We start from the raw sequence: 17,978 nt of genomic DNA, 5'->3' as shown, positions 1-17,978 counted from the left end.
ATATGAAACGTCGGAGTTTTAACAAAATTATAGAAAAAATTATTAATAAGAAAGCTAGTTCACAAGAGGTGGAGATATTTGACGAATGGTTGAATTCAATTAACCATAAGTCTAACTCGGATTGGTCTGATCATGAATTGGAGTTGCTCAGCGAAAAGGCTCTTCAACAGGTAAATTCTAAAAGAGGATTTCGATGGGCTTATGCCGCAGGAGCAGCCATCTTATTGATAATCGGAACTTGGCTTTTTATTCCGAAACCAAATCTCGATGAGTTTCAATCGATAAAGCAGCAAGTTTCTTCGGAGCCCATCAAAGCTGGAGGTTTTAATGGTTTGTTAACTACTCATGGAAAAGAAAGTATTAGCCTAGCAAGTCTTCAATTGGATTCATTGTATGTATTCGAGGATGTTCAGGTCGAACGTTTGGATTCGGGATTGGTTAGGATAATTCCTCTGCCAAGTTCTCAAGTAAGTTGGCAGGAAATCCGTGCTCCGAAAGGTGCCAACCTTGCAGTTATACTTGAAGATGGATCAAAAATTACCCTGAATGCTAATTCGATGATATCTTTTCCTTCCCGGTTTGATCCCAATGGTAGAGAAGTGGTTATGGAAGGGGAGGCATTTTTTGAGGTACAGAAAGAAAAAACTCGCCGACCCTTTGAAGTACGTTCAGGGCAAAACGTAATCAACGTCTTGGGTACAAAATTCAACGTCAATACTAAATCGGAAAACGAGATGCAAGCTTCCCTTTATGAGGGGAGAATACAGGTTTCTAATGGCAATTTTAGAGTCGTCTTAGATCCAGGAAAAGAAATCTTAATTGCGAAAAACGGCACATATCAAGTACAAATTTTCGATAAAAATAAATCTACCGCTTGGAAAGCAGGTGTTTTTGATCTCAAGGGGAAGAACATCAAACAAATTATGAAGGAAGTAGGGGATTGGTACAATGTAGAGGTGGAATACTTAAATGCCGACACTAATGTTAAATATATGGGTGAATTATCCAAATTTTCAAACATCGAAACCCTCTTAGAAACCATCAGCCTAGTCAAAGGAAATCAATTTGAAATTAAAGAAAGGAGGATCATCGTGAAATAGAATATAGCCTGCGGATACATAAATCAATTAAATAACCAAAATCAAAGAATTATGAAATACGTTCTCGGGATTTTACTTGCCTTAACTTTCCAAATCAGTTATGCAAGTTCAACCCAAAAAGTTAATATTAGTCAAAAAGGCAAAACGCTAAGTGAATGCTTAGAGGAAATCAAAGCCCAAACCGGGTTTAATATCATTTATATCAACAATACCTTAGACCAAAAGCAGGTCATCGACATTAATTTGAAAGATAAGTCGTTGGAGGAAGCTTTAAGTTTGCTTCTAGCAGATAAGGGAGTAGATTTTACGGTGAAGCACAATACCATTGCAATCTATAAATCGGAGTCAAATAATTTGAAAACGGCGCAGGTCGCGCTGCGGGTGACTGTAAAATCAATCGATGGCACTCCCATTTCCAATGCATCGATTTTTGAAGCGGGAAATGAGAAAGCCTTGGGCCAAACCAATGAGGAAGGTTTTTTCCTTGCGCAAGTTTCAGAACAATCAAGATCTATACTCGTTAAACACGTGAATTATCAGAGCCAAGAGGCGAGAATTCAAAATCGTCGTTCAGTAGAAGTCGTTTTGGAAGATAAGATTACTCGGCTTGAAGAGTCGGTAATCACCGGGATTTATACTAGGGATAAAGAAAGTTTTTCAGGGTCTTCCCAAACTTATACCGCTAAGGAATTGAAGATGGTCAGCAACGTAAATGTGTTGGTAGCCCTAAAATCATTAGATCCGGCTTTTGCGATTGAAGAGAATAATTTACTTGGCTCGGATCCGAATGCATTACCCGACGTGAATGTGCGCGGCAAAACTAGTGTGATCGGTTTGCGGCAACAATTTGGAACCGATCCTAACCAACCCCTGTTTATTTTAGATGGTTTCGAGTCTAACATTCGCGTTATTTTCGATTTGCCGATTGATCGGGTCGCATCCATTACCATATTAAAAGACGCTGCAGCAACCGCGATTTATGGATCAAAGGCTGCAAATGGTGTTATTGTTATTGAAACTGTAAAGCCTAAACCCGGACAATTAACGCTTACCTATAGCAATAATACGAATTTCAGTTTCGCAGATTTAACAGATTATAATCTGATGAATGCCGAAGAAAAATTAACTTTTGAACGCTTATCTGGCTTATATGGTCAATTAGATGAGAATAAAGTCATCATCGATGAATATCAAGCTTCATTATACAATGCAAGATTAGCCGACGTAAAGAGAGGTGTTGATTCCTATTGGATGAGCGAACCCCTGCGAAAAGTCGTTTCCAACAGACACAATTTAAACGTTGAAGGTGGTGATCAAAAAGTAAGGTATGGCCTTGGTTTCAACTATGGAAATAATCTTGGGGTTATGAAAGGATCGGACCGAAATGTGATTGGAGGAAATGTTAGGTTGATATATAGACTAAATAGGTTCTCGTTCTCCAATAACTTCAGCATTGATTATAGCAGGAATGCGAATAACACTGTAGATTTCTCCGCATTTTCTAAAATGAACCCATATTATCGTAAATATGATGAGAGCGGGAAGATATTAAGGATAGTAGAGAGCTTTGTCAATGCTTTTGGACCCAATACAGAATTGTATAATCCGATGTACGATTATTATCTTAAAAGCTTCAATAGAGGGAATAATACAGAATTTCGCAATAATTTTGAGGCTGATTGGCGTCTAATTGATGAATTAAGAATCAGAGGGAGATTTTCTTTTGCAAAAGGTAACTCCAGAGGACAGATTTTCAGTTCACCGTTTGCTAATGCTTACATAAATTCAACTACCGAGAACAAAGGAAGATATACCGAATCGAACGGTCAGACCAAAAACTTCGATTTTGATTTTACAACTTCCTATGGCAAAGCGTTCGGAACGAACAGTTACCACACCTTAAACGCATTGATGGGTTTTCGTGCCAATTTATCCCAAAATGAATTGGGTTCATATTCCGTGGCAGGCTATAAAGATGAAGAATATTGGGCACCCAAATTTTCAATGGGTTATGTAGCAGGATCACGTCCAAATTATACCTTCAACGATCGAAGATCGTTGAGTTACTATTCTAATGTTGGATATTCATACCGAAACCGGTATTTGTTTGATTTCAACTATAGAGTGGACGGTTCGTCTCTGTTTGGCTTGAAAAATAAATTCACCAAAACATGGGCGGTCGGTGCAGCATGGAACTTGCACCAAGAAGCGTTTATGGCGGAGCTTAGCAAATATGTGTCGATGTTCAAGATTCGGTCGTCCATCGGAAATCCTGGTAATCAGAATTTCGATGCCTATATGACCATGAACAATTACATTTACAACCTCAACTTCCCGAATCCTTTTGGACTAAGCGCCATCATCAGAGATTGGGGGAATCCGCACTTGCAGTGGCAAAAAACATTAGATCGTAACTTCGGATTGGATCTCGAGATTCTAAATAGAAAGTTCTATTTAAATGTAGATTATTTCCTTAAAACGACAGATCCCTTATTGATTTATGTGCAGGTTCCAACCTCTACTGGAACCAATCAAATTGCGCAAAATGTGGGTGCCCAAAAAACAACCGGCTTCACTACAAATTTCACATACCGTGCGATTGTTAAAGAAAACCTGCTTTGGAATATCAATTTTAACGCGCGGAATCTAAAATCAACGTATTATGATATCGGCAACTCTCTCAATAACCTCAATGTGGAAAATACGAGTCGAAATCTTCAGCGATATTATGATGGTGCAAGTACGACTGATTTATGGGCTGTGAAGTCATTAGGGATTGATCCGGCGACAGGAAGGGAAGTATTTTTGAAGAAAGACGGCACTCAAACATTCGTTCATGATTTCAAGGATGAGCAAGTCTTAGGAAACTCAACGCCTACATGGGAAGGAGTGGCAGGTACGATGCTCGCGTACAAAGGCTTCAGTTTCTCGGCAAACTTCCGATATCGATATGGTGGGCAAATTTTCCTAAACACCTTATTTAACAAAGTGGAAAACATAACCCTCGAAGGCCTTCGGAGCAATCAAGATAGACGCGCACTATACGAAAGATGGCAAAAGCAAGGAGATGAAACGCAGTTCAAAGGAATTTCGTTAACCAATCCAACGCCAATTTCTTCCCGATTTATTGCTGATGAAAATACTTTCAGCTGCGAGTCGGTTTCTTTTGGTTATGAGGCTAATGGAGGCTGGACTAAAAGATTTGGTTTTCAGTCTCTACAATCAAGACTCTATTTAAATGAAATATTTAGGTTATCGACCGTAACGAATGAGCGAGGTATTAATTATCCTTTTGCCAGAACGGTTTCATTCTCCATCTCTGCTAGGTTTTAATGGTATGTAATTATGAAAAGAATAATAAAAAAACTCATCTATTTTTTTTCGGCTCTGTTAATCATGGAAAGCTGTAATAGTTTTCTCGACGTGAAGCCGCAAGACAATATTTTGGAAGAGCAAGTATTCTCTTCCGTAGACGGCTTTAATGTAGCCATAAATGGGGTGTATTCCGATCTGAATCAAAATGCGCTATATGGTGCAAACCTTTCGGGAGGGATGTTGGATGTCATGGCTCAATATTTCGACCTCAGCAATCGGGAACATATTTTTGCTCAATATCCAAATTATGACTTTGCAAATGATGAATATAAATCAAGGATCGAGTCTATATGGTCAAGAGCCTATGAATTAATCGCCAATACGAATGCGGTGTTGTATCATGCTGATGATAAAAAAGCAATGTTGGGTGATATCTATTATGGTATTTACAAAGGTGAAGGCCTCGCACTCCGAGCATTTCTTCATTTCGATCTTCTACGGCTGTTTGGCTCCAACTATCTGGAGGATCAAAATCAAGAAGTTATGCCTTACATGACGCAGCATGAGCGGAAAGTCCAGCCATTAATGAGCAATAAGGAGTTGGTCAATTTTGTTATTAAGGATTTGCTAGATGCTAAAGAACTTCTGACGCATGTAGATCCTATCCTGACCAAAGGTGTATTAAATTTTGATGATCCCAATACAAATAAGCTAAACTACCGGCAATATAGAATGAACTATTTTGCAGTATGTGGTTTATTGGCACGCGTATATCTCTGGGCCGGTGATGAACAAAAAGCAAAGGAGATGGCGTTGGAAGTAATTCAAAAAGGCCAAATTACAGGATCTGAGACCTTCCCTTGGATTACGACGGATGCCGTAAATAACCGAGGAGATTATCCAGATCGCATTTTCTCAACCGAGGTTCTATTCGCCCTATACAATACCAACCGTATTTCTATTCAGAATCTTCAATATAACTACACGTTAAATCAATTTCAGTTATTGACTTTCATCGGCAATGTGGCAGAAGGGCGAGTACCGGTGCTATACCCGAATGAGAATGATTTCAGAAGGAAATTACACTGGGCACAACGCGTGAACAACACAAGTAATGAGATTTTATATTTCACGAAATACTTAGATGTTACAGATACAGAGGGGATTTCTAACACCTACCGCTATATGTTTCCATTGATTCGAATTTCAGAGATGTATTTGATAGCTGCTGAAACGGCAACAACGCTAGATGAATCAGCAGAATATATTAATAAAATAAATATTCACCGCGGGTTGCCTGAAATTACGTTAAGCAGCTCCGATGAACTCAACCTCGTTATTGAAAATGAATATTTAAAAGAATTCTTGGGAGAAGGGCAGTCATTCTTTTATTTCAAACGGAAGCAAATGACGAGCATTCCTAGTCCTAGTCGCCCTGGTGTAGATCGGGTTCCGATGCAAAAAGGATACTATAAATTCCCGCTACCCGAAAGTGAAACCAGTCAAAGAAATTAACTATGAAAGTATTTAAAATTATTCCAGGTCTATTGTTTTTTCTGTTGCTTTTTTCCGCCTGTGAAAAGGAACTTATGAAGTATGAAGGGACGGAAGGAATCTATTTTGGAGTACAATGGGGACCGGTGCATTTAGACAGTACCCAATGGCCATACCAAAGTTTTTCGACCGTAAATTTTATTAATATCCCGGGCGATGAGACCGAGATCAAACTTAGGGTCATGGCAACTGGAAGACCGAAAGATTACGATCGCAGCTTTGGCTTGCGTATCAATCAGGATAGTAGCACAGCCATTCTTGGCGAAAATTATGAGGCTCCCGCAGCGAATTTTATTATAAAGGCAGGAGAGATGTACACAGATATTCCAATCAAATTATTAAGGTCGGATAATATTTTGGAAGAAATAAAAACGCTAGGACTCAATCTGATGCCGAGTAAGGATTTCGATATCGCCATTCCCACATGGTATTATTTAGCTCCATATTATAAATCAGAGCGCAAGGAAACTTTCGATGCTAGTTTCCATATGATTGAAATGAATGGAGCGATTACCAAACCTGCCGTGTGGTGGGGAGCTTCTAACGCCGGGAAAGAGGGAGGACTTTGGGGAGAATTTACGGTGAAAAAATTCCTTTTAATGTGCGAATTGATGGATTTAATTTATGATGATTTCGGAAGTGCTAGTACAATGCCGAATGCGCGAAGAGATGTGGTTAATCAGGTGATGAGGGCCCATCTGCAAGAACAATATGATAATAAAATGCCTGTTTTGGAAAGTGACGGCCGATTAATGTGGGTTAGTGGCGTTTCTTGGACTTCAACGATTGGTGTACCTTATAATCCTTAAAAAAATGAAAAAAATAATATATGCTTATAGCGTAATCATCTTATTGATGCTTTCTTGTAGTAAAGATTTAGGTAATTATAACTACCATGACATAACGGAAATTGCAATTAAAGATTTGGGTGGAAACCGCAGTTTACTCTATAAAACGGATACCCTGATCATAAATCCCGTGATTGAATTTTCGATGGATGGCGATAACCTCGATCGATACACCTATGAATGGAAGTTGGTTTCGAGTGCAAATGTGAATATTAATACGAAAAAAGGAACCGTCATCGGGACCGATCGAAATCTCGTTTATCCTGTAGTGGCAAGTCCGGGAATTTATACCTTATATCTAAAAGTAAAGGATAAAGAAACGGGCGTGGTCTGGTCTGGATATACCTTGTTGAGCATAAAGATTCCTTCTGCGACAGGATTTTTGCTGATTGGAGAAGATGATGAAGGGTTTGTAGAAGTGGAAATGATAGCGATGTCTGTTGATGATACGACGATTATTAAAGGCTTGTCCCATGAGAATGGTGCAGCACGATTTAAGGGCGCAGTGGATATCCTGCATACCGGAGCTTACCCTCCGCGACCGAACATAAACAAGCAATGGATCATTGGCAAGGAAAATGCATATTTCGTAGATCCTGCGAGTTTTGAAACCAGCCCAGACAACATTTTTAGGTCTCTATTATTTACAAGTTATGATCTTCCACAAAATATTTTCCCAATGGATATTGCTCCTCGTATCAATAATCGTGGTGGCACTATTGTGAATAGTTTGCGACGTATAGTGGTTACAAATACCGGCCATGCTTTCACATCAGATTTGACGAGTGGTGGCAAGGATTTCTATGGAAATCCCGTGAACAGATTAGCAGGGGTCAATACGCCTACCTTTAAAGTATTCCCGAAAATCATGCACGGTCCTGGTTCCATCAGTACTTACACGTTATTTGATTTGGACAATAAACGGTTTGTCTATGCTAGCTCCTCTGCCGCAAATGTTAACCTCTTAAGTGATAGGCCAACAGACCCTTTTCCGTGGAATCAAACAGATAGGACGATGGTATATGCGGAAAATACGAGAAATACCGATGGTGGATCTTTTCAAGGAAACTCATTCGCATTGATGAAGAGCGAAACGACAGGACAATACTTTATTTATAAGTTTTCATCAACGAGTACACCTGTCAAAAGAAACGGTTATACAGTGAATACCAGTAGCTCAACGGATTTGGCAAAATCAACATTGTATGCCTTCTCGAGTTTGCGTACTGCGCTATTTTTTGTAGATGGATCTAAATTATATGCGTACGATTATAGTATCGGAAATGATAAGACGATTTTGATCAAGGATTTTGGTGATGAAATTACAATGATCAAATCTGATATTCAGACTGGTGTATATACCGATCTTTACGTCGCAACTTATAGCTCCATTACAAAAGGGACCATTCATAAAATGGTATTGACAAACAACACGAATACCATTGAATTGGTTGAAGATGAAAAAGCCAAATGGACAGGTCTGTCTAAAATCATCAATATGAGTTGGAAAAACTCTTCTAATTAAGGTGAAATGAAAAAAGTAATAATCGTATTGTTTTTTTTGGGGGGACTCTGGCACCTGTCGTGGGGACAAGTTCAGCCGCATGATTTTCAGGTTTTCCATACGCTTGATGCTGCGCTCAAAGTGGGTAAGGAACAAAATAAAAAAATTATTATCGATTTCTTTGCCGATTGGTGTATTCCTTGTAAAAAGATGGATGCCGAAGTGTTGGGTCACTCGAAAACCAAGTCTACTTTAGGGCGGGAATTTATATTGTTGAAGTTGGATGCAGAAAAAGAAGGTAAAGGTTTAGCTAAACGATTTACAATCGGGGCATATCCAAGCTACATTGTTACTGATGTAAATTTGCAAGAGGTTGGGAGGGTTGTAGGAGCATTGCCGTTAGACAATTTTCTAGATGCAATTCTTAAAACAGTTGATAGTTCCAGAACCGATGTTTCGATCGCAAAACGGTTTACAAACGGAGAAAGAACGCCTCAGTTGGTGAATGACTATGTCTATCAGCTCATGAAAGATGGAAAAGAATCGGAGGGATTTCAAATTATTGATGACTACTATGCAAGTCTTTCGGAAAAGGAAAAAGCCAGTCCTATGAATTGGTTTGTTTTCTCTCGATATACTATCGAGAGGAAACACCCTCGAGTTGATTATCTAATTGAAAAGCAGGAATCATATAGAAAAGTTATGGGTGATTCGGTCGTTAATTTCTTTTTTCAGAAGATATTACGGAAAGATTTGGTTGCGTATGCTACGGAGAGTGCATATTTTCATCAGATAGCGAATAAAGACTCTCTATATAATTCGATAAAAGATTTTATACAGCAGGCAAAGATTGAACATGATGAAGAAGTCAAACCTTTGTTTAAAATCGCTTCACTTAGACATGCAGATCTATCTGAATTAGCATTCTTATCAGAGTTGGAAAAGGAATTACCGAATCTCAAGCCTATTCAGCAGTTTTTTCAATTTGAAAAATTCAAACCAAATCTAAGTGCCGATTCCTTAGCTATTAACCGGAAGCAAGTAGAGCTAATGGAGAAATTTCTGCCCTATCAAAATGAGTTTTATCAAAAGAGATTAACGAGTTCTATAAATATCATTAAGAATGTAGGTCGGAGGAATGGGGTTAAATTTGAAGCATTGCCACTATCTGCTGCGTTTGCTAAAGCCGAAAGAGAAAGCAAAAAAGTCTTTGTTGATTTCTATGCGGTTTGGTGCGGCCCCTGTAAACGAATGGATATCGAAGTGTTTCCTTTAGAAATCGTAGGCGGTTTATTTAAAGAGAGTTTCGTAGCGATAAAAATAGATGGTGAGTCGGAATTAGGAAAGGTATTAATTGAAAAATATAAGGTTGAGGCCTATCCAACTTACTTGGTACTTAGTTCTGAAAATCACGAATTAAAGCGTTTAGTAGGTTACGTGGATGCTGAAACGTTTATAAAGGAGCTATCTTTATAATTTTTCCAAAAGAAAAGAGGTACGAAATAATCTGTTGATTTATCAAAGATTGCTTCGTACCTCTCCTAATTATTAAATGCTACTACAACATACCGCCATCTACTGGAATTACTTGTCCAGTTACGTAAGCTGATAGGTCAGATGCTAGAAATACACAAGCGTTTGCAACATCTTCAGGTTCTCCGGCGCGTTTCAATGGGATGTTTGCTTCCCATCCTTCAACCACCTTCGGGTCTAATACGTCTGTCATTTCGGTGCGGATAAATCCTGGCGCAATAACATTGGTACGGATATTTCTTGATCCTAATTCTTTAGCTAGGGATTTTGAGAATCCGATGATACCCGCTTTAGAAGCGGCATAATTTGCCTGTCCGGCATTCCCTTGAACACCTACTACGGAGCTCATGTTGATGATGCTGCCTTTGCGCGCCTTCATCATCACTTTCGAAGCTGCTTTCGATACGTTGAAGACCGATTTCAAGTTGACGTTGATGACTTCGTCCCAGTTTTCTTCTGTCATACGCATAAGTAAGCCGTCTTTTGTGATACCGGCGTTGTTTACTACGATATCAAGCGTTCCAAAATCAGCAACGATATCATTGATTAATTTCTCGGCTTCATCAAATTTCGAGGCGTCCGAGCGATAGCCTTTTACTTGGGTTCCAAAGGCCTGAAGCTCTTGTTCTAGAGCTTGTCCTTTTTCAACAGATGATAAATAAGTGAAGGCGACATTTGCGCCATGCTGAGCGAATACCTCAGCGATTTTTCTTCCTATTCCTTTTGATGCACCTGTTACCAAGGCTGTTTTTCCGGCTAACAATTTCATATGTATTCTTATTAAATGCTTACTTAATTAACCACAAAAGTGGAAAATAAACTGCATAATACAAAAAATGTTGACGAATAGGAAGGCTTGGATTTATTTTTTAAGGTCAAAAATATGCATATCGCTAATGTTAATTGGGTATTTTTGATAAAATCACAAATATCTGATATGTTTCTGACAAAATTATTCGCTTATATATAATGCGAATATTAATTTTGTAACTCATTTAAAAATCACATGGGTAAGAAAACTAAGAAAACGGAAGTAGACGTCGTTTTGATTGGTGCTGGTATTATGAGTGCTACACTAGGCACCTTAATAAACGAGTTGAGTCCGGATATTAATATCGAGATTTTAGAACGTCTTGATGTTGTTGCCGCAGAGAGCTCCGACGCATGGAATAACGCCGGAACTGGACACTCCGCACTTTGTGAGTTAAATTATACTCCGGAGCAAGCAGATGGTTCTGTTAAGATTGACAAAGCGATCAATATCGCTGAGCAATACGAGGTTTCCAAGCAGTTTTGGTCTTACCTAGTTGAAAAAGGAATTATTAAGAATCCAAGTCATTTCATACGTCAAGTGCCACATATGTCGGCGGTTTTTGGGGAGAAGGATGTTCGTTTCTTGAAAACAAGATTTGAAACATTGACTCAACAAAACTTGTTCAAAGGTATGGAGTATACTGAAGACAAGCAGCAGCTGCAAGACTGGGTACCATTGATGATGAACGGTAGAGATAGCAATGAACAAGTTGCGGCGACGAAGATGGACATCGGTACAGACGTGAATTTCGGTGCTTTAACAAGAGATTTGGTTTCCTACTTGGATGGAAAAGATAACATCAAGCTTTCATTGAATCAAGAGGTGAAAGATATTGATCGTGAGGATGATGGTCGTTGGGAAGTCGAGGTGAAAGATTTGGCAACAGGCGAGAAGCGTGAGATTCTTGCGAAGTTTGTTTTCATCGGTGCGGGTGGTCACTCTTTATTATTATTAGAGAAATCGGGTATTCCTGAAGCTAAAGGCTATGGTGGTTTCCCGGTTGGTGGACAATGGTTGAGATGTACAAATGAGGATATCATTAAAGCGCATCATGCAAAAGTCTACGGTAAAGCTTCGGTAGGGGCTCCTCCGATGTCTGTACCGCATTTAGATACGCGTTATATCGACGGAAAGCAAGCGTTGTTGTTCGGTCCGTATGCGGGTTTCTCGACTAAGTTCTTGAAAAAAGGTTCTTACTTTGATTTACCTGCGTCGATTAAATTATCGAATATCCGTCCGATGTTATCTGCAGGACTTGATAACTTGCCGTTAACTAAATATTTGATCACGGAAGTGATGAAAAAGCCACAGGATAAATTGGATGCGTTGAAGCAGTTTATGCCGACCGCGAAAATGGAAGATTGGGAGATTGAAAAAGCTGGTCAGCGTGTTCAGGTGATTAAGAAAGACCCTAAGCATGGCGGAATCCTAGAATTCGGTACGGAAGTAGTTTCTAGTGCAGACGGTTCCATTGCAGCGCTTTTAGGTGCTTCTCCGGGTGCTTCTACTTCGGTTGCTATCATGATCAACTTGTTGAAGAGATGCTTTCCTGATCGTGCGAAATCAGATTCCTACCGCAAGAAATTGCGTGAGATGATCCCTACATGGGGTAAAAAGCTTAACGATGATGCAGCGCTATGTCAATCGACACGCGAGCGTACGCACCGTTTGTTGAATTTAGATAAATAGATTTTATTAAACTTATGGGGTGCTTCTCCTACATTTGCTAGGATAGGCTGAGATTATACCCAATACCTTAATTGGTAAAACCTGATCCAGGTAATGCTGGCGTAGGGATAAAGGATCTTGTTGCTATATAACATCCATAAGTTTTGTTCGAGGACATAATTTATGGGTGTTTTTTTTATGGATTTATGGGATGCCTTATTGCAAACGACGCCGCTGGAGCGGTTCTCTGTTGTGTGCAGCATCATTCAGGTTCTTCTATCGAGGAACAATAAAGTGTCTAACTACTTTTTCGGCATACTCGGCATACTATCAGGGATGTATGTGCTTTTCGGTGCGAAACTCTACGCAGAGATTGCGTTAAATATGTACTACCTAATTATGAGCGTTTATGGTTGGTGGTATTGGGTAACGAATAAGGAAGCCCGGGAGCAGCCTATAACGCGCTGCGATAAGCGAGATTGGACGATTGTTTTAGGTATTGTCTTTATTGGATTTATTGTTCTTTACTCGGTATTGAGTCATTTTACGGACTCGGATGTTCCCGTTTGGGATGCCTGGGTTTCCTCGACTGCATGGGCAGGTATGTGGCTCTTGGCCAAACGAAAGATAGAGAATTGGATATTGTTGAATATCAGCAATGCCTTTGCAATTCCATTGCTCGTCCATAAAGATTTGTACCTATTTGCGGCGTTGACCTCCTTTTTATTTATTGTTGCTATCTTCGGCTACCTGAAATGGCAGTTTATTATGCGAAATCAAGAAAAACTTACACATGCTTACTCCAGAACAAATTCTAATTATTAAAGAGTCGCAGGCTGAAGCGATTAAAATGAAATCACTAGCGCCTGCCACATTAAAGCTTGCCTATGAAAACCAATGGTTCAACTTGTGGGTGCCGAAAGTTTATGACGGATTAGAAGCTAGTCTGGTAGAGGGTTTGACTCTTTTAGAAGAGCTGGCATACGTAGATGGAGGCTATACCTGGACAGTAACGCTTTGCTCTGGCGCCAATATGTTCGCCGGCTTCTTGGAGCCATCCTTGGCGAAGGGTATTTTCAGTCAACCAACGGTTTGCTGGGGTGGGAGTGGTCGCGCTGCGGGTACTGCCAATTGGGATGGAGAACATTATATCCTTTCGGGCGAGTGGCAATACGCTACGGGCGCTCCACACTTGACACATTTTACCTTAAATGCGAATTTATTGGATCAGGGCGTGCCGGTGCTCAATGAGGATGGGGAACAAGTGGTATCTTCGTTTTTTGTACCACGTGATCAGGTATTGATTCATTATGATTGGACGTCATTTGGATTGGAATGTACCGCGAGCCATAGTTTCTCGCTTCAAAATATAAAGGTTGCAAAGAATAATGCGTTCCTGTTAGATCCTGCGGCAAAGAAATCGGATTCGCCATTGTTTGATATCCCTTTTATGCCATTCGCAGAGATTACTCTATTGGTGAATTATGTAGGTATGTTTCGCCGTTTCCTAGATTTGGTGGAGAAGTATTTTTTCGAAAAGTCTAAAGATCCGAATTGGGCGAGCCAATACAGCAAGGAAAGGTTCAAACTGCTAGATACTATACAAACTGATTTTAATGCACGCAGAGAACATGTTTTCGCACTGGCGAAGACGATATGGGCGAATGTTATTGCTAGCAATTTCGAAGGTAATAACGGTCCATATGAGGATTTAGCGAGCTTTTCCAGAGCGTTTGTCAAGGATATGCGATTGCAGGTCGTAGAACTATTTCCGCTACTAGGTATTCGTGCTTCGCAAGCAGAGCAGGAGATTAACATTGTTTTTCGTAATATCTTTACTGCGAGCCAACATAGTTTGTTGAACGGACGATAATTAGCAATCGAATTGCCGACTGCCTTCAAACGCATAAGGCGAATTGGACAGGTTGATAATTACACGTTCCTCTTCATAATCTCTCGGACTCGAAAAGATAAAGTCTGGCTTCCCGTCTTTATCAAAGTCGCTAATGAACTGAATTTCGGTGTGGGTGTCGTTGTACTGATCTTGCTGTAGTATCACACGGCTTAATCGATTGTCCTCATAGAGTTCCAGCTTATAAAATCCGGCACCATTCTTTTCACGATCGTCAAAAGCTCTTCCTGAGGCTTTGATGCTATACTGCTTTCCGTTGAAGGAAAAAGAAGAGCTTTCATTTGGATTCAGAACTGAATTTTGAATTGAAATACTATCGATTGCCCCAGCTTTCATTTCTTGTAAATTGAAAAATGCGTATGTCCGGTATTCCGGTAGAATCGTCTCTGTAGGCTGGCCAGAGCAAGGCTCTTCGGCTGCATGTTCAATCTTATATTTGATCTTGCCGATAAAGAATTGATCTCCTTTTTTATAAAGGGCAAGCCAAGTGCTGTCCATAATATTGCTGATGGATTCCGATTGCTCCCATATCCGATAGCTCGCTGGTAACAGTATATGGCCCTCAACAAGGCTGTCGGGCTGATTTTCCTCGATTCCTCTGGGGTTTTCCGTTAATGCGAGCGAATCAACCCGCTGAGCTGTAGTGTCTAATTCGGAATTGTTTATTGCCGAATTACTCGTTGAGTTGCACTGCGTGAAAGTTAATAAAATAGCGATTGAAAGTATCGTTGATAGTTTTTGCATAATTGTTAGAAATTACGAATTATTTAGAAAGATCCGCAATACATTCTTCACGAATGTCCCATATTTCTTTTGCTGAATATTTTAATTCAGGATTCTTATCCACCCAGTTATTTAAGAACGTTTGGTGAATTTTTACTTTTTCTTCTCCAATTTCGTTCGGTTGGATTTCAACCTCAAAAAGAAGGTCGTCTAAGAAGTCGTTTGCAGAGGATCCTGTTCTCGTATAATCAAAATACTGTCCCTTGTATTTGAGGTAGGTATGTGCTTCGGGAATAAAATCGATATCATATTTTAATAACCGATCCTTAATTTTCGGCGTATTTTCACCATTCATTCTAAAAATTCCTATAGTCAGCTGTATACCATAGAAACCATTTTCAACTGCTAAAGTTTTCAGGAGGGTATGTTTGCTGCTGCAGGTTCCTTTATTTTCTATGAAAACTGCTTTAAGGTTGTTTTTATCCGAATTTCGTCCATAATCCAAATTTTGTATAAATCTTGCAGCATCTCGAAATGAAAATATCTCCCTTTTTAAAAACTGGGCAGAAATTTCATCGCTCGATTCAATCTTAAAATCTAACAGTTCAGCTTTCATGAAAAATCCTTTCTGTATTTTGATTGATGGCCATCCTAAAACCTAAGTCATCGATTTTAAATTTTAACCGGTGGCTTCAGCGCCCCGTGGTGGGCATAACGCTTCGGGCTTCATCGCAACATATCAACTATTTTGGTTAGCCTAGCAAATATATCAATATTATATAATTCCTTATGGACAATACTAGAATGATGGCGAGGATACAAAGCAGTAAAGCATAGATATCATCTATGTTTGCTGTAAGATTTAGAAAAGTAATTGTAGTTAATAGGAGGTTATTGGTTGGGAGTAATAGGTATGAGGTGGGACCTTAATCCTCTTCTGAATTAAAATCATCACCATCATACATGAATTCTACTAGGATCGTATTGATCTCTGCTAATAATACTTCGTCTTTAATCATTTCTTTTAAATTTTATTTATACGAATATAGGGGAGTATTTTGATGTTAACATTACTAATGCATTAAGATTATGTTAAGTGATATATAGGATAATATTATGACCGATTTAAAGCGTTCTTACGTTTAGTTCTGCACACTTTTGCTCAAAAGTTGCCAAAGTGTCCTTTGCCCATGGTTTAGCAAAGTTATTTCGTGTTCTTAAAATCGAGTCATTGCTAATAACTTGGCCCTCCGTTGGTATTCCGTAAAGATAAATTTTATGTTGTTCCTTCAATCCGGCAGGCTTTCCATTTTTATCTATAGCTATCTTTCCTGTGGATAACTGCTCATTCACCCATTCTTTAATAATACCTTTATTCAACAAGCGATCATACAAAGGATGATTTTTTATCCTCAGATTGCCCTTTTGGATTCGGGCATTCAATAAATACTGAAAATCTTTTTCCATGTATTTATTTTTTAATCGGATACTGTTGCCAGCCTGTGTAACAGAGGCGGTGTCCGAGAAAATAAACTTGACAAAGCCTTCACGCATCAGACAGAAGAATTTTTCGGAGACCTCGCGTGGAGGTCCATAAGCTAAATGATTGATATTTGGAAACCATTTATCCTCGAACGCTTTTTGTGAATTAGCGGTAAAACCAACAGCATTATTGATTTTTACGATTTGCTCAAATCCTTCTCTCAGTGCAGCCGTCGCTGCAGCCATAGGGCTGTGAAATTCTCCAAATTCTGTCATTTGTAAGCAGTAATTGCTCAAGTCCAAAATGAATTCTTGGTAATTCGTATCCAATGGTAATTTCGAATACAACATGGGATTGACCAAAGCAAAAAGACTAAACAACTTCTCCTGGCTATCATCATGGAGGAATGCTAAAATACTTTCATTATCAAGTCCGTTAAATTCAGGAATTAGTGGATAGAAAGCATATTTTACTTCGAGATCAAGGATTGGAATAATTTCTTCAATGAAATCAATCTTTCTATTTTGCGCCAGCAAACCATTTAACCACTCGTCCGTCATGAAGGCGAGCGTCCGTTTATTGGAATTCGAGTAAGCATTTACTGGCATGTTAGGCAGATTTCTACGTGAAAACGGATACATGATGGGCTCGTGTCCCGAACTGAGGTAATGGTATTCGTCCTCTTTCTTGTAAAATATTCCCCCGCGTCCCTCCGTTAATTCGAGCATTGCATCTAAAAAAGTAAGTCCAGTTCCATAGATAGCTACATCTGCGCGAGCAGGAATCTCGCTTAGTCGCTCAACAGGATAAACTTCGTCGATAATTGTGTAGGAAGCTTCAGGATCTTGTTTCAGATGGGAGAAGCTTGTACTTTCATAAGAATGGCCCGTTGCTAAGATGACGGAGTCGTATTGAAAAGGTATTTCACCTGCTGCACCGGTAAGTATTGATTTGTCTTCCACGATATCGAGATCGCAAATCCGCTCTCTTACTAGCTGTATTTCAATCGAAGGGTGTTTTTCTTTAATTACAGCAATTACAGCATCAATAAAATAATAACCCAATAATTCGCGCGTGCATAAATGATCCCATGCAGGCTCTTTTGCGGATATAGAATGTTTTTGCAACCATTGGATCAAGGATTGCTGGTTTGGATTGCCGTTTTTCGCATCTTCCTCCCAGCAGGTAATATCAGCAATATATCGATTGACGAGAAAGTAGTCTGGTAAATCGGTGTGGAAGTTAGGTCCTGTTCCGAAATGATTGTCCTTGTTGAACCAGTGTATCTGAATCTTTCGATTCCCGAGTAATGTATTATTTATTTTTTCCCTTCCAAGTTTAACGAACGTATCTAAAGCATAGAAACCTTTTGGACCTGCTCCAACGATAGCGATATGGAAATCGGTAGGAGAGCTGATTGGAAGTTGATTTACAGTTTTAACGAACGATTTAAGTTCGTTAGGTAAGTTCAAGAGTTCAGAGTCTAAGCTAGATGAATTCCAAATCATAGGTTTCGTCCGTAAT

13 protein-coding genes and 1 riboswitch are annotated in these 17,978 nt (G+C 39.4%); of the genes, 9 read left to right on the top strand and 4 right to left on the bottom strand.

Translation table 11 applies throughout. From position 1 onward, the window contains the following. Nucleotides 1-2 precede the first annotated feature (2 nt). The 6 genes from QYC40_RS09455 (at nt 3) to QYC40_RS09430 (ending at nt 9,797) form a co-directional block, all read left to right on the top strand. Nucleotides 3-1,100, top strand: coding sequence for a FecR family protein (locus QYC40_RS09455; RefSeq protein ID WP_301990003.1), 1,098 nt, complete (start codon nt 3-5; stop codon nt 1,098-1,100). Nucleotides 1,101-1,151: 51 nt separating this feature from the next. Further along, the gene (locus QYC40_RS09450) at nt 1,152-4,433 is read left to right on the top strand and encodes a SusC/RagA family TonB-linked outer membrane protein (protein ID WP_301990002.1); all 3,282 of its coding nucleotides are present in this window, start codon (nt 1,152-1,154) and stop codon (nt 4,431-4,433) included. A 63-nt stretch (nt 4,434-4,496) separates the two neighbouring features. Beyond that, the gene (locus QYC40_RS09445; RefSeq protein ID WP_301990001.1) at nt 4,497-5,930 is read left to right on the top strand and encodes a RagB/SusD family nutrient uptake outer membrane protein; all 1,434 of its coding nucleotides are present in this window, start codon (nt 4,497-4,499) and stop codon (nt 5,928-5,930) included. Between the two features lie 2 nt (nt 5,931-5,932). Continuing rightward, nucleotides 5,933-6,778, top strand: a complete 846-nt coding sequence (locus QYC40_RS09440; protein WP_301990000.1) for a DUF4843 domain-containing protein — start codon at nt 5,933-5,935, stop codon at nt 6,776-6,778. A 4-nt stretch (nt 6,779-6,782) separates the two neighbouring features. Beyond that, a complete protein-coding gene (locus tag QYC40_RS09435) occupies nt 6,783-8,342 on the top strand; it encodes a PKD-like family lipoprotein (RefSeq protein ID WP_301989999.1) in 1,560 nt (519 codons plus the stop codon). Nucleotides 8,343-8,348: 6 nt separating this feature from the next. Further along, a complete protein-coding gene (locus QYC40_RS09430; RefSeq protein WP_301989998.1) occupies nt 8,349-9,797 on the top strand; it encodes a thioredoxin fold domain-containing protein in 1,449 nt (482 codons plus the stop codon). Nucleotides 9,798-9,879: 82 nt separating this feature from the next. Here the strand turns inward: QYC40_RS09430 and fabG are convergent, their stop codons facing one another. Then, nucleotides 9,880-10,623: a 3-oxoacyl-[acyl-carrier-protein] reductase gene (fabG, locus tag QYC40_RS09425; protein WP_301989997.1), complete on the bottom strand. Its 744-nt coding sequence runs from the start codon at nt 10,621-10,623 to the stop codon at nt 9,880-9,882. 237 nt (nt 10,624-10,860) lie between these two features. On the opposite strand from fabG, the gene QYC40_RS09420 reads away from it, so the two are divergent. From QYC40_RS09420 to QYC40_RS09410, 3 genes are all read left to right on the top strand, one after another. Further along, nucleotides 10,861-12,357: a malate:quinone oxidoreductase gene (locus tag QYC40_RS09420; protein ID WP_301989996.1), complete on the top strand. Its 1,497-nt coding sequence runs from the start codon at nt 10,861-10,863 to the stop codon at nt 12,355-12,357. A gap of 5 nt (nt 12,358-12,362) precedes the next feature. Next, a riboswitch (TPP riboswitch) is annotated at nt 12,363-12,483 on the top strand. A gap of 36 nt (nt 12,484-12,519) precedes the next feature. Next, the gene (gene pnuC, locus QYC40_RS09415) at nt 12,520-13,161 is read left to right on the top strand and encodes a nicotinamide riboside transporter PnuC (protein ID WP_301989995.1); all 642 of its coding nucleotides are present in this window, start codon (nt 12,520-12,522) and stop codon (nt 13,159-13,161) included. Then, entirely contained in the window at nt 13,130-14,209 is a 1,080-nt protein-coding gene (locus tag QYC40_RS09410) for an acyl-CoA dehydrogenase (RefSeq protein ID WP_301989994.1), read from the top strand. Before pnuC ends, QYC40_RS09410 begins: the two co-directional genes overlap by 32 nt. Here the strand turns inward: QYC40_RS09410 and QYC40_RS09405 are convergent, their stop codons facing one another. The 3 genes from QYC40_RS09405 to QYC40_RS09395 all read right to left on the bottom strand — a co-directional run bounded on the left by QYC40_RS09405 (nt 14,210) and on the right by QYC40_RS09395 (nt 17,962). Further along, the gene (locus QYC40_RS09405; RefSeq protein ID WP_301989993.1) at nt 14,210-14,992 is read right to left on the bottom strand and encodes a hypothetical protein; all 783 of its coding nucleotides are present in this window, start codon (nt 14,990-14,992) and stop codon (nt 14,210-14,212) included. 19 nt (nt 14,993-15,011) lie between these two features. Then, a complete protein-coding gene (locus QYC40_RS09400) occupies nt 15,012-15,587 on the bottom strand; it encodes a hypothetical protein (RefSeq protein ID WP_301989992.1) in 576 nt (191 codons plus the stop codon). Nucleotides 15,588-16,096: 509 nt separating this feature from the next. Beyond that, nucleotides 16,097-17,962, bottom strand: a complete 1,866-nt coding sequence (locus QYC40_RS09395) for an FAD/NAD(P)-binding protein (RefSeq protein ID WP_301989991.1) — start codon at nt 17,960-17,962, stop codon at nt 16,097-16,099. Nucleotides 17,963-17,978 lie beyond the last annotated feature (16 nt).

This window comes from Sphingobacterium sp. BN32 (genome assembly GCF_030503615.1).
Taxonomy (GTDB): Bacteria; Bacteroidota; Bacteroidia; order Sphingobacteriales; family Sphingobacteriaceae; genus Sphingobacterium.
This window is presented reverse-complemented; position numbering and strand designations above follow the sequence as displayed.